18 protein-coding genes are annotated in these 18,400 nt (G+C 46.7%); 10 read left to right on the top strand and 8 right to left on the bottom strand.

The window, feature by feature from the left end; genetic code table 11:
* Positions 1 to 214: 214 nt before the first annotated feature.
* Together ACMVP2_RS00840 and ACMVP2_RS00845 are read left to right on the top strand one after the other, a co-directional pair.
* Positions 215 to 616 carry a response regulator gene (locus tag ACMVP2_RS00840; RefSeq protein WP_339791799.1) on the top strand — a complete coding sequence of 134 codons (402 nt, stop codon included), beginning with the start codon at positions 215 to 217 and terminating at the stop codon, positions 614 to 616.
* A 123-nt stretch (positions 617 to 739) separates the two neighbouring features.
* A complete protein-coding gene (locus ACMVP2_RS00845; RefSeq protein ID WP_317487157.1) occupies positions 740 to 1,717 on the top strand; it encodes a calcium/sodium antiporter in 978 nt (325 codons plus the stop codon).
* Between the two features lie 219 nt (positions 1,718 to 1,936).
* Here the strand turns inward: ACMVP2_RS00845 and ACMVP2_RS00850 are convergent, their stop codons facing one another.
* Both ACMVP2_RS00850 and ACMVP2_RS00855 read right to left on the bottom strand, forming a co-directional pair.
* Entirely contained in the window at positions 1,937 to 2,902 is a 966-nt protein-coding gene (locus ACMVP2_RS00850) for a calcium/sodium antiporter (RefSeq protein ID WP_416866313.1), read from the bottom strand.
* A gap of 91 nt (positions 2,903 to 2,993) precedes the next feature.
* On the bottom strand, positions 2,994 to 3,326 hold the full coding sequence (locus ACMVP2_RS00855; protein ID WP_416866314.1) for a hypothetical protein: 333 nt from the start codon (positions 3,324 to 3,326) through the stop codon (positions 2,994 to 2,996).
* A gap of 116 nt (positions 3,327 to 3,442) precedes the next feature.
* On the opposite strand from ACMVP2_RS00855, the gene ACMVP2_RS00860 reads away from it, so the two are divergent.
* The 4 genes from ACMVP2_RS00860 (at position 3,443) to ACMVP2_RS00875 (ending at position 5,995) form a co-directional block, all read left to right on the top strand.
* Positions 3,443 to 4,033 carry a TetR/AcrR family transcriptional regulator gene (locus ACMVP2_RS00860; protein ID WP_416866315.1) on the top strand — a complete coding sequence of 197 codons (591 nt, stop codon included), beginning with the start codon at positions 3,443 to 3,445 and terminating at the stop codon, positions 4,031 to 4,033.
* Between the two features lie 66 nt (positions 4,034 to 4,099).
* Entirely contained in the window at positions 4,100 to 4,333 is a 234-nt protein-coding gene (locus ACMVP2_RS00865) for a hypothetical protein (RefSeq protein WP_339791790.1), read from the top strand.
* Positions 4,334 to 4,350: 17 nt separating this feature from the next.
* The gene (locus ACMVP2_RS00870) at positions 4,351 to 5,604 is read left to right on the top strand and encodes an MFS transporter (protein WP_416866316.1); all 1,254 of its coding nucleotides are present in this window, start codon (positions 4,351 to 4,353) and stop codon (positions 5,602 to 5,604) included.
* A gap of 76 nt (positions 5,605 to 5,680) precedes the next feature.
* Positions 5,681 to 5,995 carry a hypothetical protein gene (locus ACMVP2_RS00875; protein WP_416866317.1) on the top strand — a complete coding sequence of 105 codons (315 nt, stop codon included), beginning with the start codon at positions 5,681 to 5,683 and terminating at the stop codon, positions 5,993 to 5,995.
* Positions 5,996 to 6,030: 35 nt separating this feature from the next.
* Here the strand turns inward: ACMVP2_RS00875 and ACMVP2_RS00880 are convergent, their stop codons facing one another.
* Genes ACMVP2_RS00880 through ACMVP2_RS00890 form a run of 3 tightly spaced genes read right to left on the bottom strand, consistent with a single transcriptional unit; the run spans position 6,031 to position 8,671 of the window.
* Positions 6,031 to 6,804 (bottom strand): TIGR02757 family protein, encoded by a 774-nt coding sequence (locus ACMVP2_RS00880; protein ID WP_416866318.1) that lies wholly within the window; start codon positions 6,802 to 6,804, stop codon positions 6,031 to 6,033.
* Between the two features lie 15 nt (positions 6,805 to 6,819).
* Positions 6,820 to 7,887, bottom strand: coding sequence for a LysM peptidoglycan-binding domain-containing protein (locus ACMVP2_RS00885; RefSeq protein WP_416866319.1), 1,068 nt, complete (start codon positions 7,885 to 7,887; stop codon positions 6,820 to 6,822).
* Positions 7,865 to 8,671 (bottom strand): DUF4905 domain-containing protein, encoded by an 807-nt coding sequence (locus tag ACMVP2_RS00890; protein WP_416866320.1) that lies wholly within the window; start codon positions 8,669 to 8,671, stop codon positions 7,865 to 7,867. The genes ACMVP2_RS00885 and ACMVP2_RS00890 overlap by 23 nt, the downstream gene beginning before the upstream one ends.
* A 37-nt stretch (positions 8,672 to 8,708) precedes the next feature.
* Here ACMVP2_RS00890 and ACMVP2_RS00895 point away from each other — a divergent pair, with 37 nt between their 5' ends.
* The 4 genes from ACMVP2_RS00895 (at position 8,709) to ACMVP2_RS00910 (ending at position 13,687) form a co-directional block, all read left to right on the top strand.
* Complete coding sequence (locus ACMVP2_RS00895; protein WP_416866321.1) at positions 8,709 to 10,061, top strand: NfeD family protein; 1,353 nt, start codon at positions 8,709 to 8,711, stop codon at positions 10,059 to 10,061.
* 29 nt (positions 10,062 to 10,090) lie between these two features.
* Entirely contained in the window at positions 10,091 to 10,834 is a 744-nt protein-coding gene (gene kdsB, locus ACMVP2_RS00900; RefSeq protein WP_416866322.1) for a 3-deoxy-manno-octulosonate cytidylyltransferase, read from the top strand.
* A gap of 84 nt (positions 10,835 to 10,918) precedes the next feature.
* Positions 10,919 to 12,049, top strand: coding sequence for a DUF3667 domain-containing protein (locus tag ACMVP2_RS00905; RefSeq protein ID WP_416866323.1), 1,131 nt, complete (start codon positions 10,919 to 10,921; stop codon positions 12,047 to 12,049).
* A gap of 63 nt (positions 12,050 to 12,112) precedes the next feature.
* The gene (locus ACMVP2_RS00910; RefSeq protein ID WP_416866324.1) at positions 12,113 to 13,687 is read left to right on the top strand and encodes a serine hydrolase domain-containing protein; all 1,575 of its coding nucleotides are present in this window, start codon (positions 12,113 to 12,115) and stop codon (positions 13,685 to 13,687) included.
* A gap of 45 nt (positions 13,688 to 13,732) precedes the next feature.
* Here the strand turns inward: ACMVP2_RS00910 and hemL are convergent, their stop codons facing one another.
* From hemL to guaA, 3 genes are read right to left on the bottom strand one after another with little or no spacing between them, the layout of a single operon-like run.
* A complete protein-coding gene (gene hemL / locus ACMVP2_RS00915) occupies positions 13,733 to 15,031 on the bottom strand; it encodes a glutamate-1-semialdehyde 2,1-aminomutase (RefSeq protein WP_416866325.1) in 1,299 nt (432 codons plus the stop codon).
* 4 nt (positions 15,032 to 15,035) lie between these two features.
* Positions 15,036 to 16,880, bottom strand: coding sequence for a hypothetical protein (locus ACMVP2_RS00920; protein WP_416866326.1), 1,845 nt, complete (start codon positions 16,878 to 16,880; stop codon positions 15,036 to 15,038).
* On the bottom strand, positions 16,871 to 18,400 hold the full coding sequence (gene guaA, locus ACMVP2_RS00925) for a glutamine-hydrolyzing GMP synthase (RefSeq protein WP_416866327.1): 1,530 nt from the start codon (positions 18,398 to 18,400) through the stop codon (positions 16,871 to 16,873). Before guaA ends, ACMVP2_RS00920 begins: the two co-directional genes overlap by 10 nt.

The following is an 18,400-nucleotide window of genomic DNA, read 5'->3' on the forward strand; positions in this document are numbered from 1 at the left end:
TAGGTCAAAATGGTGTAAAGGCGCAACTCTCATTTTTTCCTCTACAAAATAGCGGTGGTCGTCGAAATAAACCGCACACAAAACCCTAATTCCTTAAGATTGTACATGACCGATGGAGATGGCTCCAGTATCCCGGTCGTATTCTTGAAAAAGCTATGGATGGGAACAGAGAATGTCTTACCAAAAATTGTCCTATGGCCTCTAGCTTTACATCATGAACCGCAGAATAGAGATTATCTACGTTGTTGACGATGACGACATCTATCAATACGCCGTCAAAAAGAAAATCCTGAAGCGTAAACTTTCTGCCGAGGTAAATACTTTCAAGAACGGGAAGGACGCCATCATGCATTTGGGCGAGGTAGTGAAGACCGGCGGCCCTTTGCCAGACGTTATCTTCCTTGACCTGAATATGCCCATTATGGATGGCTGGGATTTTTTAAACGAATATGCCCGACTTCGGCCTCTTGTTAATAAGAAAATTCTTCTTTACATCGTATCAAGTTCAATACAGGATTCAGACATTGACCGGGCAAGAAGCATGTATGGCGTGACGGACTATATTGTAAAACCTATTGACGACGAACGCCTGGACGATATTTTGATTCCAGCCTAGCAAATTATATTTTCGGGTATCGCTGATTTTCTCTTTACATAAAAGAGAGAAAAGAGAAAGAATGTTTATTTTTCATTGCTTTTGAAAAATTGATATTTCTAAGCTTACTGATCGACCCTAACTATGATACTGAGTTTTTTTCTCCTCATTGTCGGATTTTTTGTTTTAATAAAAGGAGCTGATTTACTGGTAACGGGTGCCTCATCGCTAGCCAAGAGATACAATGTTCCTGAGTTGGCTATCGGACTCACCATTGTCGCATTTGGCACCTCTGCTCCAGAAATGGTAGTCAACGGAGTCGCTTCTTACGAGGGCCATACGGATGTGGTGTTGGGCAACGTAGTTGGCAGCAACATCTTCAACACTTTTTTCATTCTGGGCATAGCCGGTGTAGTCTATCCCCTCTCGGTGCAAAAAAGCACCGTTTTCAAAGAAATACCCTACTCTCTATTTGGGGGTTTACTCATCTTGTTTTTTGCCAATGATGTGCTCTTGAACATGGGAGACCAGAATATCATCAGTGTGGTCGAAGGAGTCATTTTGTTTGTCTTTTTCCTGCTATTTCTGGTCTATGTCTTTTTCTCGATGAAGAAAGGTCAGGATTCATCAGGTGATGAACCGATCAAGGTCATTGCAATGCCAAAGACTATACTTTTTATGATTTTGGGGCTTATTGGCCTGACCATTGGCGGAAAGCTGGTTGTAAGCAACGCCATAGACATCGCCAGGTACCTTCAGGTGAGCGAGCAGCTGATTGGCCTCACCATTATGGCTGCGGGGACATCGCTGCCGGAGCTGGCCACCTCAGTGGTGGCAGCTACTCAAAAGAAAAGTGACCTGGCTGTCGGTAACATTGTTGGGTCGAACATCTTCAATATGTTTTTTGTGCTGTCTATCAGTTCTATGATCAACCCAATTCCGTATCCGACCATTTTCAATGTGGACATGATCACGTTTATGGCGGGCACTGTCATTCTGTTTATTGCCATGTTCACCGGCGAGAAGAAAATCCTGGATCGCTGGGAAGCCCTTATACTGCTGATGTTTTTCGTCTTTTATAACATGTATCTGGTGTACAGAGATCACCTGATTGGTGCTTAGGAGCTACTTGCCCGATCGCATAAGCATTTTATTCTGGTAATCCTGCCCATGGAACTGGCTCGTATCGAAGTAAACTGCGTCAAAAAAGGACAACATTTCCCTACAAGAGTAAAAAAAGAGGATCAATCAGTTCAAAAATAAGATAGCAGAGCGACCTTCCGGCCAATATTCCTGCACCAGCGCTAATGGAGGGTCGCATCTGCCAATCTTAATAATCAATTAGTTTCTCCAGAAAAGGTAAACTGAGTAAAGGACATAGGCTGCCAGAAAGATCGCCGCTTCAACCCTATCCAGTTTGTTCCTTTTGAAAGTGAACATGGCCAAAAGGAGAGCCACCGTTCCAAGCATCAAAACAAACATATCGGCATTCATAGTGGTATTGTAAGGTACCGGCCTGACAGTTCCGTTGATTCCCAAAATAAAAATGATGTTAAAAATATTTGAGCCAACCACATTCCCAATAGCGATGTCGGTATTTCGGCGGTAAGCGGCCATGGCTGACGTCGCCAATTCCGGCAAAGAGGTGCCTGCTGCGAGCACTGTAAGGCCTATCAACTTTTCGCTCATTGAAAATGCCCGGGCAATATAGACGGCACTGTCTGTCACCAATTTCCCTCCTAGCACAAGCGCCACAATGCCTGAGACTACATAAACCACCGACAGCCATGTCGACAATGTTTTTGTTTCCGTTTTTTCGCCTTCAACATCTTGCTCAAGTTTGGCTGTTTTGAGAATGTAAAACATAAAAAGGCCAAACAAAAGCAATAGAACTAACGCCTCCACCCGGCTCAAACTATTCTCACGGGAGCCAAAAAACATTTCGTCATTTACCAGAAAATAAAGGATGAGTGCGCAGAACAGGGAAAATGGGATTTCGTATCTGACCGTTGTCCGTTGAACAGAAAGCGGGTAAATGAGCCCCGCTATCCCCAAAATGAATAACAGATTAAACAAATTGCTCCCGATAATATTACCGTAAATGGCATCATTCATGCCCCTCACAGAGGAGAAAAGATTGACGGTCAACTCAGGAGTCGAAGTGCCGAACGCTACAACCGTAAGACCGATAACCAGATTTGAAATTTTAAAGCCCCTGGCAAGAGACGAAGCGCCATTAACAAGATAGTCGGCACCCTTGATCAGCACAACGAAGCCAATGATCAGCAACGTGAAATTTAAAACCATGATATGATTGTTTAGCACTGCAAATGCAGCGTAGGTAAGAAAACTGACAGGCGGGGACTGGAGTAGCGGGCACGCAACTCCGGCTACTGAGCTATGGTGCCTTGGTCAGTGAGGAAATAAAGACACCCTTATCGACGTAGACACGTGAGGCCTCTACTTGAAACAATGCAGTAAAGTACCCGTCGAGAGAAACCTTCGCCGCTTCATCTTCCTTTGACCACGTTCCCAGGGGAAATGAGGATTTTTGAATGGCATGCTGGCTTGTAGAGTAAGCCACAAAATTATAATCCACCGCTACCTTATAGTGCTCCCCCGCACTTCGGCTTGCATAATAAGAATGACTGAGGAATACAGGGAATATTATAACCTGCAAGAAGAAAAAAAGAAAGACAACTACTGAAGTAACCCGAAGAATGGTCTTCATATTATCAAAATAGTGAACCAAATGTACTTGGAAATGCCCGATAATTTTGTCGTCACAAGAATATTTATTTCAATGAGTATATTAAATGAATGAACATTCATTTATATTTGCAACATATGAGAATCAGGGACGAAGCCAAAGAAAAGTTGATACGTGAAAAGGCCCTTGAAATGATCGCTAAGCAGGGCTTTGAGGGCTTAAGTATGCAAAAACTGGCCAAAGCGGCCGGCGTATCACCTGCCACGATCTACATCTATTTCAAAGACAGGGACGACCTCATCCTGCAACTTTGTAAGGAGGAAGGCACGAAAATGATTGAAGCCACCTTCGACGGGTTTGACCCTGAGATGCATTTCGAAGAAGGCCTGAGCATTCAGTGGAAGAACAGGTGCCGTTACTGGCTGGAAAACCCAATGAGTGGGCAGTTTCTGGAGCAAGTGAAGCATTCTCCGCCTTACGAAGCATTTTTTGGTCAGGACAAGGTGTTCCCGAGACTCATGGGGCATTTCATGGCCAATGCCGTCGCCCGAAAAGAAGTGATTCCGTTGCCAGCTGAAGTGTATTGGTCGGTTGCATTTGCTCCCCTCTACCAGCTCATTAAATTTCACCTCGCCGGAAAAGGATTGGGCAACAGAGGCCCATTTCTTCTCGATGAATCAAAACTTGAGATGGCGCTGGCTTTGGTGTTAAAAGCGCTTAAACCATAAAAAGAAAACAATTTAAAGTAATTCTTAGGTACAATCGTCTACCATTCAGAGGACTAATTTTTTGCTATGAATTCTACCGTTACCAACGAGGTTCTTGTTTTTAAAACCAACATCCGCTACAAAAAAGATGTGAACAAGGTTTCACCTTTACTGGAATCGGACAGTAGAGTCATGGAGTGGAATGTGGATCAAATGGATGTAGACAATGTGCTAAGGATTGCTTCGGATGAACTCCATCCAACAGAAGTAATAACCATGATCCAAACAGCCGGGTATTTTTGCGAGGAGCTGCCCGACTGATTAAACTCCAATATTGAATGACAAAAGACTCATCTCCCAGAAAAAAGGTATTTACCCGATACGAGACCTTTATCATTGCCATACTGGCAATTATTCAATTTACCGTCATCCTTGACTTTATGGTATTGTCTCCATTGGGAGCCATGCTGCTTGTAGAGCTTGATATCACCACCTCTCAGTTTGGGCTTGTGGTGTCGGCCTATGCTATCAGTGCCGGGATCTCAGGTTTGCTGGCCGCTGGCTTTGCTGACAAGTTCGACAGAAAGAAGTTGCTGCTTTTCTTTTACTCCGGCTTCACTATTGGTACGTTGCTCTGCGGCGTTGCACCCAACTACCATTTCCTTTTGGCGGCAAGAATAGTCACGGGCATCTTCGGCGGCGTGCTTGGCTCGGTGGTTTTTGCCATCATCACCGATCTTTTCAAGCTAGAAGTAAGAGGGCGTGTGATGGGTTTTGTGCAAATGGCATTTGCCAGCAGCCAGGTGCTCGGACTGCCAGTAGGCCTGTATGTAGCCAACCTTTGGGGTTGGCACTCACCATTCATCCTGATTGTAGGTTTAGCGGTTGGCACGGCCACTGTCATCATCTTTTTCATGAAACCTATTGATGAGCATTTGAAGCTCCAAACACCTGGGAACCCATTCAAAAAACTTTATAAAACGGTTTCCCAGCCCATCTACCTGAAAGCATTCGGCGCAACAGCACTGCTAGCGACTGGAGGTTTTATGCTCATGCCGTTTGGTAGTACATTTGGCGTTAACAATCTGGGTATCACACTCGAGCAGCTTCCGTTGGTATACATGCTTACAGGCATCAGCACCATCATGGTAGGGCCACTGGCCGGGAAGCTGAGCGACCTTTATGGCAAGTACAAAATATTCACCATTGGTACTTTCATAGGGATTGCTACGATCCTGATCTATTGCAACCTTGGCATTACCCCTCTTTGGGTTGTGATCATCATCAACATCGTCATTTTTATAGGCATTACGGCAAGGATGATCTCCGCTTCCGCTTTGATGACCGCCGTTCCTGAGCCAAAGGAGCGTGGCGCTTTCATGGGAGTAAATTCTTCTATTCAGCAAATATCCGGAGGTTTTGCCTCTGCACTGGCTGGCATTATCGTCATACAAACACCAGCAGGGCCACTTGAGCGATACGACTTGCTTGGCTACGTGGTTAGCGGCACTATGCTTGTTACAATTCTGATGATGAGCGTGATGAACAAGATTGTGAAGGAGAAGGTGAAGCGGCAAATGCAAGCAGCCTAGCACCCGAATCAACTTGATCTTCCGCAAGGTTTACCGCCACCAATTCCCTAATTTGGCATAAACCAATGCTGAAATTATGGAAAGAATAGTGGTAGTTTGCTATCGACCTAAGCCTGGCAAGGACAAAGTTCTTGAAAAGCTGGTGAAAAACCATGTGCCCGCTTTGAAGAGAGAAGGCCTGGTGAGTGACAGGCTCCCGGTGACTATGAAATCAAAAGACGGAACTGTTGTTGAGATCTTTGGTTGGAAGTCGCCTGAGGCCATACAAGCCGCCCATTCCAATCCGGTTGTGCAGGAGATGTGGAAGGAATTTCAGGAAGCTTGTGACTATGAAATACCTGTGAACATAGAAGAGTTTAACGGCATATTTTCTGAGTTCAGCCCCCTGTAGTGATGCAATTTGGGACGGGTTGTGCATTAAAGAGCTTACGCATGCTCAATCACTCCCATCCCAAACAGAGCAAAATCGTATTTGACTGGATCGTTGGGATCCATTTGCCGCAGGTTATGAGTGAGCTCCAAGGCTGTTTGCCAATCGGTTTGTTTACGGGTGATCAACCCAAAGCTTCTGGCCACCCTGTCCACGTGCAAGTCGCACGGACAAACAAGCTGCGAAGGGTTGATGGTTTCCCATAAGCCAAAATCGACACCCCTGTCATCCTTTCTTACCATCCAGCGCAGAAACATGTTGATGCGCTTGCAGGCGCTTTTCCTTTTTGGCGTAGCAATGTGTTTCCTGGTGCGCTGTGGAAAGTCGGGAAGGCTGAAGAACAAATCATGAAAACCGGTCAACCCATTTTCAACCGTCTCATCACCAGGCTTAATGGAATTTGAGAACGCACTCTCAAGGCTATCGTGGGTGGTATAGTGTTCACGAAAGAACTGAATAAAGTAAAGCAAATCGGTTGTGTTGAACGTGCGGTGCTTGAACTTTAGCAAGGTCTTCAGGTCGTCGTCGCTGTGATGCATGATGAATTGATGGGGTGCATTATCCATCAGGGCAAATAGCTCCCTGCACTTGTTGATGATAGTGACCCGCTGTCCCCAAGCCAAAGTGGCGGCAAAGAATCCCGTGATCTCAATGTCCTGCTTGGTGGTGAAGCTATGGGGAATGCAAACCGGATCCTTTTCTATGAAAAACGGGCGGTTGTACTCATCCACCTTTTGATCGAGTAGCGTTTTAAGTTCGTGGTTGATCATCCGTTGCCCCGTGTGTTATGGCACGTATGATACTTCAACAGGCACTTTCGGGTCAACTGATTCAAGCCTTTGAAAAGCTTTTTCTGAAAGCCTGATTAGCACCTTGTTGTTCGCTCCGGTGTCAGGAAGCTTGCCTACCACACGGACATAAATCGATCTGCCATTCATCCTGTTCTTCACTTCCAGAATGGCACCGATGGGCGCAGTGCGGTGCAGCGCCAGAAACTTCCTCGTTTCAGGCGAGTTTTCAATCACCATGGCAAAACCCTCTTCTACCACTTTTTCATAGCCAGCCACCGAGGCCGTATCTCTGGTGTAGCCTTGCTTGTTGATTTGCTTCAGCGAACCATTGCTGGCCTCACTTGCCACCAGTTCCTTTTTCTTCTCTCTCGCCGGTGTTTCTTCTGCAACTACTACTGGCGCCTTAACAGCTACTGGTTTTCCAATGGCCAGCTCCTGCCCCACCGACAGGCTGTTGCCCTTGAGGTCGTTCCATTCTTTGATATCGTCTACAGACACATCGTATTTCTGCGAAATACTAAAGAGTGTTTCGGAAGGTGCTACTGTATGATAGGCCAGCTGAGGGTTTTTGGTGGCAATTGGTTCTGGTTTAATAGGGGTTGTCTGCTCCACCGGCTTTTGGCCTTTCCTTACCACCAGCTGCTGTCCGGTACTTAGCTCGTTGCTTGTCAGGTTATTCAGTCGCTTTATTTCATCCACACTCACATCATATTGCCTCGAAATAGCATACAGCGTCTGGCCTGCTTCGACCGTGTGATAAAGCTGCCCCGAAGCTGAGTTTTGGTTCATACTTTTCGGGACGTCTCCCTTCCAGGGGATAGCGATTTCCTGGCCTATAGCTACACTATTGCCGCTAAGGTTGTTGGTTTTGGAAATTTCTTCCACGCTCGATTGGTATCGTCTCGAAATAGCGTATAGCGTTTCTCCCTGCCCAACCCTATGAATAACAAACTGCTTACCCTCTCTTTTTTCCAGGCGCACGGAGTCCATCTCCGCTCCAAATGAGAGGTTGGTGATCATGGTCAATAAAAAGACAGCCTTAAGCACCCTCAAATAATTCATAAACAATAAGTTGCGTTTTGTTTGACACAAATATCAATCTATTCTTCAGTACAAAGAAAGTATCAGCCGCAAATGCATCCAATCCAGTGCCAATTTTTTCTTCGATCACGATATTCCCTTCAGAATCAATCACGGATAGCACATTTGCATAAGAGCTTCCCTCTGAATAAAACCATGAAATAACGATCAGGCCTTCTACTTCCAGGTAGTCACAAGCACCAACCGATTTCACATTGAAGTAATTGGTAATGAACGACTTAATAGTTTCCAAATGTGGTGACTCACTATCGTAGTGCGTTGGGTACTTGGCTTTTATCGATTGCTCCTGCACATTGGCATTATCAACCAAATCGGTCGCAAGTTCCTGCCCGGAATTAATTTCGTAGTGCTTCACAATACTTTCACTTTCTCCGTGCTGTTTACCAGACACTGACAGGCTATTTAATTGCAGCAGTTGAAAATTTTGCAGCCACCATTGCACCTCCATAGATTCTATATTGATCGCTAAAAGTCCCTGCTTCTCCGGTTGCTGGCTATCATGGTACTGTTTTATCAACAACAGGTTGTCTTTTATCGTTACAATACTCATCCACCATTCTTCCTCGAATGCATAACGATCAAACACCAGAGTTTGTGTATGAAGATCCAGCAAAGAAAAGCTCACAGACGCCTCCTTCAGGTCACGCAGCTCCAGGGCCAGCAATCCTTTTTCCGGTTCAAGCGCCATTTGCCAGATGGGCTGTTCAAAATCATGGATAAAAATGGGTGATAAGCGTTCCGACACTTCTATTTGATTAACTTTACGTAAAACTATAGGTAATATGAACCTATTGAAATTGATGAACAAAAAAAGCGTATTTATCCTCCTGATGGCTTTGCCTTTTTTGGGGCTTGCCCAACAAAAGCAAACCAAGGTATTAAGAGTGCTATTGGCTGCAGAAATTGACCCACGCACCAACCGGCTGATGGAGCTTGCGCTCAATCAGGCCACCGAAGACTCAGTTGACTATGTGGTGATTGAAATGGACACCTACGGAGGTGCACTTAACGATGCTGATGAGATCAGGACAAGGGTGCTTGATTTCGAGAAGCCCGTTTACGTTTACATCAATAAAGATGCGGCTTCTGCCGGCGCATTGATTTCTATTGCCTGCGACAGTATCTATATGGCCAAAGCCGCCAGCATTGGTGCGGCAACGGTTGTGACTTCGGATGGTGCCGCCGCCCCCGATAAGTACCAAAGCTACATGCGCTCCATCATGCGGTCTACCGCTGAAGCCAACGGCCGTGACCCACGGATAGCTGAGGCCATGGTAGACGAAACGCTGGAGTTTGATAGCATCACGCAGGCAGGCAAGGTGCTTACATTTTCAACCAGCGAGGCCATAAAAAATGGCTACTGCGAAGCCCAGGTTAGCAGCATTGATGAAATTATGGAACGCTCGGGAGTAACCGATTACGAACTCATCGATTTCAAACTGAATGCTACTGATAAGATCATCGCCCTGTTTCTCAACCCCTTTATTTCAGGCATCCTCATACTGATCATTATCGGTGGTATCTATTTCGAGCTACAAACCCCTGGCGTTGGATTTCCGATTATAGCAGCCATTATTGCGGCTACGCTCTATTTTGTGCCCTACTACCTCAATGGTCTGGCGGAAAACTGGGAAATTATTATGTTTTTCATAGGTGTGCTGCTGATTGCAGCCGAAATCTTCGTCATACCCGGCTTCGGGGTAGCAGGTGTGGCTGGTATTATCTTCACCCTGGGTGCCCTAATTTTGGTAATGGTCAACAACGACAACCTAGATTTCTCTTTCGTTGAATTAGACAGCCTCCTTATTGCTTCCGTCACAGCCATTATAGGCATCATGGGAAGTATTGTCCTCATGTTTTTTGGTGGAGCCCGGCTCAGTCAGTCGAAAGTATTCAACAGAGTGGCCCTGGGAACCAGCATGGACAGAAGTGCTGGCTACACCTCCAGCTTTATGAAAGAGCCGATGGTAGGCAAGACCGGTGAGGCCCACACCATATTAAGACCCAGCGGCAAGGTATTGATTGACGGCGATGTATTCGACGCTTTTACCCGGGGCAACTACATCGACAAGGGCGCCAGGATTGTTGTTATATCCGACGAAGGAACTTCACTGAAAGTTAAAGAGGTTGAATAGTTTTATCGATAGCTTAAAAAACCTGCTCTATGCTTAACATCCTCGGTGTAATCCCAGCCCGTTATGCTTCCACCCGGTTTCCAGGCAAGCCTTTGATTGACCTGGCCGGTAAGTCGATGATCCAAAGGGTGTATGAGCAAGCCTGCAAAGCGAAGCTGTTGAGCCGGGTAGTAGTGGCCACGGACGATGAAAGAATTTTGCTCCACCTGCAAAACCTGGGCCTTGAGGTGGTTATGACCTCGACTAATCATACCAACGGCACTGAAAGATGCCTGGAAGCGTTGCAACTAACTGAAGGTGACTTTGAGTATGTGATCAACATACAAGGGGACGAGCCTTTTATCAATCCGCAACAGATTGATACATTGGCAGGTATTCTGAATGGAAAGGTGCAGCTCGGTACCCTTATCAAAAGAATAACTGATCCAGCCGTTCTCGATTCTCCTAATATTGTTAAGGTGGTGTTTAACAGAAAAATGGAGGCACTGCTTTTCAGCAGATCGTGCATTCCGCACTTGCGGGGAGTTAGTAACCAAGACCGGTTGTCACAATTCACTTTTTACAAGCACATTGGTATTTATGCCTACCGGGTCGATGCCCTTACGGCCATCACCCACCTGCAGCCCTCCCCTCTCGAAAAAGCCGAGTCGCTGGAACAGTTGCGCTGGCTGGAAAACGGCTACAAAATAAAGGTGGTAGAAACCGAACTGGAAACACTGGGAATAGATGCGCCAGAGGATGTGGAGAAAGCAATGAAACATTATAATGTTTAACCTTTGCAAGCCAATGGCGGGGCCTATGGCATTTGCAGGTTAAACGCCCAGTCCCTATTTTAGGCATGGACTAACCCAACCAACATGAGACGCAGACGTAAGCAAAACGCCTGTTTGAACTGCGGCTATCCGCTCAATAGTGAGATATACAACTACTGCCCGTCCTGCGGACAGGAAAACACCAATACCAATATCTCATTTGGTCAATTGTTGTACGACTTTTTCAATAATGCCTTTTCCTTTGATAGCCGGTTCACCAACTCCCTGATTCCTTTTTTCTTTAAACCTGGCTGGCTTACCCTGCGGTTTAACGAAGGGAAAAGAGCCTCCTTTGCGAACCCGGTTAGGCTTTATCTTGTCATCAGCCTTTTCTACTTCTTTGTCCTCAACATGGTGGGCAAAAAGATAACACGGGACATCGAGACAAAGATGGCCCAGCAGGAAGCAGCAAACCCGAACCTAAATTTCTCTTTTGGCCCCACCTTGCTAACCGGCACCGACAGCCTGCACGTGATGGATAGCCTGAAAGCTGAACTTGCCCAGCTAAACGAGGAAGAGCTTGACTCAAACACCAGGGAGGCCATCAAATTTCTGGGGACAGAAAAATCGTTCGATCCGATAAAGGTTGATACTGATGGTGAAACAGAGGGCAGTTTTTTCGGAATAAGTGCCGAAAACTGGAACACCTATAATCGCCTGAAAGATGACAGGAAGCTGACAGACGAGATGCTTTACGACAGCTTGAATCTGGACGGCACCACCACTACTCAGCAGTTTATTGCCCGACAGGTAATTCGTGTGAACAGGGCTGATAAGCAGACATTGGTTGAGTTGGTTACAAAGAACCTGCCCATACTCATGTTTATCATGCTGCCTATATTTGCCCTGATCCTCAAACTGCTTTATATCCGGCGCAATATCCTGTATGTCAATCATATCATGCATGCCATTCATCTGCATAGCTTCGCTTATATCGTTTATGGCCTGTCTCTTATTGTGATAATGTTAAGTGATGGAGAGAGCAGCCTTGGTGATTGGGCTGGTGGGCTGGGCTTCACACTCGTTACAACGTATGCCTATTACTCTCTGAAACGAGTCTATGGTCAGGGCTGGTTCAAAACCATCACAAAGTTCATTCTTCTCGGCTGGATCTATTCCTGGTTTCTTTTTATCGGAATCATGGCAGAGTTGGTGATTTCGTTTTTGCTTTTTTAGCCCTTCCCTTTCAAAAACCTCCACGGTTTAGGTTAAATTGTCTCCAACCTAAACCAATCTTCTATGAAACTATCTGTTTTCTTCGCTTGTCTTCTTTTTATGGCTTCCTGCGAAACGGCATCACCTCCGGTTGATCAGGAAGCCAGCCAGTCAAGGATTGTTAGTTTTAATCCCACATTCAAGGCGGCGGCGTTTACAGAAACTGACAGGGTGCAAAAAGTAGTTGCCCTGGGGCCGGAAATTGAAGCTTTGCTTCAGCAAACCGCCAAAGACAATCACTACCCCGGCATGGTATATGGCATCGTTATGGAAGGGAAATTAGTTTGGTCGAGCTCCTATGGCATTGTTAATACCGACAACAAAGTGCCAGTGTCAAACAAGTCTCTGTTCAAAATAGCCTCGATGAGTAAAAGTTTTACTGCCATGGCTATTATGAAACTGGTGGAAATGGGAAAGCTCAAACTAAACGACGAGGCGGCCACATATATGCCGGAAATGAAGAACCTGGTATACCTCACTAATGATGCCACACCCATCACTATCGAAAATCTGCTCACAATGACAGCGGGCTTTCCGGAGGATAACCCCTGGGGAGACCGACAGCTGGAAGACACACCAGAAGAATTGCAAGCTTTGGTGGCAGAGGGCCTGAGCTTCTCCAACATCCCCTCCTTTGGCTATGAGTACAGTAACACCGGCTTTGCTATCCTGGGGCAAATCATCAGCAATGTATCAGGGCAGCCCTATCAAGAGTTTATCAACGAGAATATTTTTAAACCACTAGGCATGAACAACACCTACTGGGAATTCGAGGGCTTGCCTGAAGACCTGCTGGCGCTGGGCTATCGCTGGGAAGACGAACAATGGAAGCCGGAGCCTTTACTGCACGACGGAGCCTTTGGCTGCATGGGCGGGCTCATCACCTCCCTGGACGACTTCAGCAAGTATGTGGCTTATCACCTTTCTGCCTATCCCCCAAAGAATGATGAAGAATATGGCCCGGTAAAGCGAAGCTCTCTAAGAAACATGCACAAACCCAAAGACCCAAGCCTAATGGCAGATGCCAGGGATGCAGTTGGAAATCCTTGCCCTATGATTAGTGGGTACGGCTATGGGTTGAGCGCCAGAAAAGACTGCAACGGCGTGGTGTACATCTGGCACAGCGGTGGACTGCCCGGTTTCGGCAGTGACTATCGTTTTTATCCTGAATACGACCTCGGCATCATTTCCTTCGCCAACCGCACCTATGCAGGCGCTGGCGCAATCAACAATGAGGTCGCCAACCTCATATTCAAAAAAGCCGGTCTTCAGCCCAGGATATTGCCAGCTTCTGATATTCTCCTGGCAGCCCAGACAAAAGTGGCCAGTTGGTTACAGACCAACGAAGCAGGTATTGAAGAAGCGCTTTTTGCGGAAAATTTCTTCCTGGATTTTTCCAGAGACAGACGCATCAAAGAATACAGTCAGGCCCTGGCACCCATAGGTAATGTTACTAAAGTGGGAGAAATGAAAGCCATCAACCAGCTCAGGGGTGTTTTTACCCTCACAGGCGAAAACGGGAGTGCAGAAGTTTTCTTCACTATGTCTCCTGAAAAGACACCAAAAGTACAGCAGCTGAATGTTCGGGCAAAGGAATGAAATAGGGATTTGGTGCTACCAGCTACGCTGTGGGCACCAAATCTCTCACGAATGGATTTCTTTCAAGGCCTCTTTGTTGGCGGCAATAATCTTGTCGGCTAGCTCTTCAGTAATGGCAGTTGAAATAAACAGCGTTTCATACTGCGAGGGCGCAAGATAGATCCCTTTCTCAAGCATCTTCTGAAAGTACTTGCCAAACATAACCGTGTCGCTGGTCTTGGCAGAGTCGAAGTTTACCACATCAGAGTTGGTGAAAAACAAACTGAACATACTCCCGACATGATTGATGGTATGCAGCAAACCAAGTGACTCCAGGTTGTGCTTGAAGCCGTCGACAATTCGCTGCGTAATCTTGTTCAGGTAAGTGTAAGTCTCCGGGTGCTCGTTCAGATAGGTAAGCATCGCCTTGCCGGCTGCCATGGCAATAGGGTTACCCGACAAAGTGCCCGCCTGGTAAACCGGTCCGGCCGGGCTCACATAGTTCATGATTTCAGCACGACCGCCATAGGCACCAACAGGCATGCCACCACCGATAATTTTACCCATGGTGGTGAGATCGGGAGTGATGCCGAATATTTCCTGTGCCCCGCCCTTTGCCAGTCGGAAGCCGGTCATCACTTCATCGAATATCAAGAGGATGCCTTCCTGATCGCAAAGCTTACGCAGCCCTTCCAGAAACCCCTGTGCTGGCAGTACGCAGCCCATATTGCCAACTACGGGTTCTAAAATAATGGCCGCAATAGTCCCTTTATTCTTCGCAGCTAGCATTTCCACAGCCGCTAAATCATTGAAAGGTGCCGTTAACGTATCTTTGGCAGTTCCTTCAGTTACGCCCGGGCTGTCGGGCGTTCCCATGGTTACCGCACCACTTCCTGCCGCAATCAAAAACGAATCGCCATGGCCATGGTAGCAACCTTCAAACTTGATGATTTTGTCTCTCCCCGTAAACCCACGAGCCACCCTAACGGCAGACATGGTGGCTTCCGTACCCGAGTTAACCATTCGCACCTTCTCAATGGAAGGCACCATATGTGAAATCAGCTCCGCAATTTCCACCTCAGCTTTCGTAGGCGCTCCAAATGAAAATGATTTACCGATGGCATTTCTTACGGCCTCTTCAATCATCTCATTGGCATGGCCTAAAATCATTGGCCCCCATGAGTTGATCATTTCTATGTACTTGTTACCATCCTCATCAAAAAGATAGGCTCCCCTGGCTGACTTGATAAACAACGGGTTGCCCCCTACTGCTTTAAATGCCCTCACCGGAGAATTTACGCCACCTGGAATTACCTTTTGTGCTCTGTCAAAGAGCGCCGCACTGCTAGATCTGTTCAACGTCATACTGCTACTTAACTTCCTTCACTAATTGGTTATTCTCTAACTTCAGAAAAGTCACCACTTGATTATCGTTGTGGAATCCATATTCGAAACCAGATGTAAATACCCCTTCGACTATGTCACCCTCTGGCAGGCCTGCCTGAAAATAGTTGCCATTGGCATGCATCAAGCCTCCAAAAACCATCGTCATTTCGTAACCCAACGAAGCATACACCGATGGAGGTGCTTTGTATTTTCTCATATAGTTTCCGCTAAACGACTGGTAGGTTGCCCGGCTCTTGTCTATGAAAACAGGTGATATAAATACCGCATTGATCCTTTCCACCTGGTCATAATTCACCTGAGGAATATCCAGCCAGTCCTCCCTACCAATCACGGGTATTTTATCAGGGCGGATTTCTATTGCGCTGATGGTGTTGGTAGCGAAAAGAGGATTAGACGATACAATCATGATATGACCGATACTATCTCTTTTGATGCTCCACACTTCCTCATAGTAAACCAGAGAATCCTTGCCAAACGTCTTCTGCTTCGACTTCACAATGTATTTCTCTGGTTTCAGTAGCATTGAATCCAGGCGCTCTTTCCTCTTGATTTCCACCTCTTTTTTGAAGCTCAATGTGTCAATCAGGTAGTGGGCTTCATTTGACCTTAGCGACTTCACTTTAAGCACATTGAAATCACTTTCCCTCAATCGGTCGGCATACAGAACAGCCGCTAAAGAGTCTCTGTTGTCGTTGGGTTTATACTCATAAAACACCAACGCATTCTTATTCTTCTGAAACTTCTCTTTGGCATATTCCGCAGCCTTTAAAGACTGTGTCAGGTAGGTTGGTCGGAGCAAAAACGAAAAAGGATTGCCTGCCATCACGTCCGGATTGGCCGACACCGGGTTGATCATATTGATCTTATTGGCAAAAGAAAAATCTGACACCAGCTTACTTGGCTCAGGGTACAGCGGCCCGATGATCAAATCCATCCGCTTCAGCTCCGCTTTTTGCAGAAGTTTGGTTGTTACTGCTCCGCTCCTTCTGGTATCATAGGCATGGATAATCACCTTCTTGTTCTCAGCATTAAGCTTTTCTGCAGCCAGAAGAATGCCTGTATAGAGTTCGGTGACAAAGTCGGCCCTTGGGTTAGCTTTGCTTTCATCCAGTGAGGAGAACATAAAAGGCAGCATTACTGCCACGTGGTACTCGCTCTTTTTAACAGACTTGCTTAGGTCAACCAGGCCGAAAGATTCTACGGGCAGATCGAACTTCTCCACTATTTCCCTCACCATGGCCTGGTCAAGCGTATTGCCCGGATCGCTCATGATATTTCTTGCCAACCAGGAAGCTACTACGGTATCCCGGTTGTAGATCTCATACAATGCCTTTAGCTGGTTCAGGCTGTCAATTTTAGAAATGTATTTCGTCTTGAGCAGATTGATTTCGCCGGACATAGAAGGGCTTTTCACCCTCTTCAAATAATCAAGTGCAGCCGCAGGCTGATTTTGCTCAAAGTACCCGGTAGCCACCCAGTAGTAGGCTTCGTCCAGCTTTTCCCAGTTCGGGAATCGTTGTGTAAGCTCAAGGAACAGGTTGCGGCTGTTCTCCGACTGACCTAGCTTGTATGCCGACAGTGCATTGTAAAAGGCAGCATAGGGAGCGTACGGGTTGTCAGGAGCAGGCATCATCACCTTCTTAAAGGACTGCATGGCCAACTCGTAGCGCCCCTCCCGGAAGAGCTCTTTGCCGAAGGTAAAATTAGTTTGGTGGTCCTGGGCTTGCGTAGAAGCTGCCCAAAAAAGCAAACAAATAACGCTCAGGCTTCTAAGAATAGCTGGATATCGCATGTTGATTATTCCCATTCAATGGTTGCAGGTGGTTTAGAGCTGATGTCGTACACCACTCTGTTGACCCCCTTTACTTTATTGATAATTTCACTCGATATTTCTCCCAGGAATTCATAAGGCAGGTGACAAAAATCGGCTGTCATGCCGTCGACACTAGTTACTGCTCTTAAAGCTACTACATTTTCATAAGTTCTTTCGTCGCCCATCACACCTACTGCCTGAATCGGCGTAAGCATAGCGCCAGCCTGCCACACCTGGTCGTACAAACCATGGTCTTTCAGGCCCTGTACAAAGATATGATCAACTTCCTGCAGCACCCTGACCTTCTCAGCGGTGATCTCACTCAAAATCCTGATTCCCAAACCAGGGCCGGGAAAAGGATGGCGACCTAAAATATTAGGATCAATCTCCAGCGTCCGGCCCACGTTCCTCACCTCATCTTTGAACAAGGTATTGAGCGGCTCCACCACCTTCATTTTCATTTTGTCAGGCAAACCACCCACATTGTGGTGCGACTTGATGGTGGCAGAAGGCCCTTTCACCGAAACGGATTCGATCACATCGGGATAAATGGTACCCTGACCAAGCCACTTCACGTCCTGAATTTTGTGTGCCTCTTCGTCAAACACCTCAATAAACGCCCGGCCAATCGCCTTCCGCTTTTGCTCAGGTTCCGTCAGTCCTTTAAGCGCTGCATAAAAACGTTGTGAAGCGTCCACACCCTTCACATTCAAGCCCATGTGCTTGTAAGACTCAAGCACGCTAATGAATTCGTTCTTTCGAAGCAGTCCGTTATCAACGAAGATACAATGTAGGTTCTTACCAATGGCTTTGTGGATCAGCATGGCAGCCACTGAGGAGTCCACACCGCCAGAAAGCCCCATGACCACCTTATCGTTGCCCAGTTTGGCTTTCAATTCAGCCACTGTGGTTTCGACGAAGATGTCTGGTGTCCAGTCCTGACTACAACCGCAAATGTGCACAACAAAATTGCGAAGCAGCGTTTTGCCCTCGGTGGTATGCGTTACTTCGGGGTGAAACTGAATACCGTAAACTGGCTCATTCTTCAACTTGAATGCCGCCACGTTCACTGAAGGCGTACTGGCAATTATTTCGTATTGATCAGAAATACTGGCGATGGTGTCGGCATGCGACATCCACACTTGCGAGTTAAGCGTGATTTCTTTGAGCAGGTCGTGGTGCGAATCCACTTTGCTGAGTTTGGCCCGGCCATATTCTCTGATTTCTGAGGGCAGAACATTGCCTCCACTCTTTTTTGCCATAAGCTGCGCACCGTAGCAAACGCCCAGCAGAGGCACTTTAGAAGAATAAAAGTCGATATCTATGTCAGGCGAACCCTCATCTCTTACCGAGCAGGGGCTGCCAGAAAGAATGACGCCTTTGATGTCGTCGCTCCACTCAGGAAGGTGGTTGTAGGGGTGTATTTCGCAGTAAACATTGAGCTCCCGAACCCGGCGAGCGATGAGTTGTGTGTATTGAGATCCGAAGTCAAGGATCAGAATCATTTCAGCCAT

The organism is Imperialibacter sp., from assembly GCF_048007035.1.
GTDB lineage: Bacteria > Bacteroidota > Bacteroidia > Cytophagales > Cyclobacteriaceae > Imperialibacter.

What these genes read in the sequence shown, in the direction of transcription:
- ACMVP2_RS00840 (WP_339791799.1), top strand. Translation starts at nt 215, where the DNA reads ATGAACCGCAGAATAGAGATTATCTACGTTGTTGACGATGACGACATC.
- ACMVP2_RS00845 (WP_317487157.1), top strand. Translation starts at nt 740, where the DNA reads ATGATACTGAGTTTTTTTCTCCTCATTGTCGGATTTTTTGTTTTAATA.
- ACMVP2_RS00850 (WP_416866313.1), bottom strand. Translation starts at nt 2,902, where the DNA reads ATGGTTTTAAATTTCACGTTGCTGATCATTGGCTTCGTTGTGCTGATC.
- ACMVP2_RS00855 (WP_416866314.1), bottom strand. Translation starts at nt 3,326, where the DNA reads ATGAAGACCATTCTTCGGGTTACTTCAGTAGTTGTCTTTCTTTTTTTC.
- ACMVP2_RS00860 (WP_416866315.1), top strand. Translation starts at nt 3,443, where the DNA reads ATGAGAATCAGGGACGAAGCCAAAGAAAAGTTGATACGTGAAAAGGCC.
- ACMVP2_RS00865 (WP_339791790.1), top strand. Translation starts at nt 4,100, where the DNA reads ATGAATTCTACCGTTACCAACGAGGTTCTTGTTTTTAAAACCAACATC.
- ACMVP2_RS00870 (WP_416866316.1), top strand. Translation starts at nt 4,351, where the DNA reads ATGACAAAAGACTCATCTCCCAGAAAAAAGGTATTTACCCGATACGAG.
- ACMVP2_RS00875 (WP_416866317.1), top strand. Translation starts at nt 5,681, where the DNA reads ATGGAAAGAATAGTGGTAGTTTGCTATCGACCTAAGCCTGGCAAGGAC.
- ACMVP2_RS00880 (WP_416866318.1), bottom strand. Translation starts at nt 6,804, where the DNA reads ATGATCAACCACGAACTTAAAACGCTACTCGATCAAAAGGTGGATGAG.
- ACMVP2_RS00885 (WP_416866319.1), bottom strand. Translation starts at nt 7,887, where the DNA reads ATGAATTATTTGAGGGTGCTTAAGGCTGTCTTTTTATTGACCATGATC.
- ACMVP2_RS00895 (WP_416866321.1), top strand. Translation starts at nt 8,709, where the DNA reads ATGAACCTATTGAAATTGATGAACAAAAAAAGCGTATTTATCCTCCTG.
- kdsB (WP_416866322.1), top strand. Translation starts at nt 10,091, where the DNA reads ATGCTTAACATCCTCGGTGTAATCCCAGCCCGTTATGCTTCCACCCGG.
- ACMVP2_RS00905 (WP_416866323.1), top strand. Translation starts at nt 10,919, where the DNA reads ATGAGACGCAGACGTAAGCAAAACGCCTGTTTGAACTGCGGCTATCCG.
- ACMVP2_RS00910 (WP_416866324.1), top strand. Translation starts at nt 12,113, where the DNA reads ATGAAACTATCTGTTTTCTTCGCTTGTCTTCTTTTTATGGCTTCCTGC.
- hemL (WP_416866325.1), bottom strand. Translation starts at nt 15,031, where the DNA reads ATGACGTTGAACAGATCTAGCAGTGCGGCGCTCTTTGACAGAGCACAA.
- ACMVP2_RS00920 (WP_416866326.1), bottom strand. Translation starts at nt 16,880, where the DNA reads ATGGGAATAATCAACATGCGATATCCAGCTATTCTTAGAAGCCTGAGC.
- guaA (WP_416866327.1), bottom strand. Translation starts at nt 18,400, where the DNA reads ATGGCTGAAATGATTCTGATCCTTGACTTCGGATCTCAATACACACAA.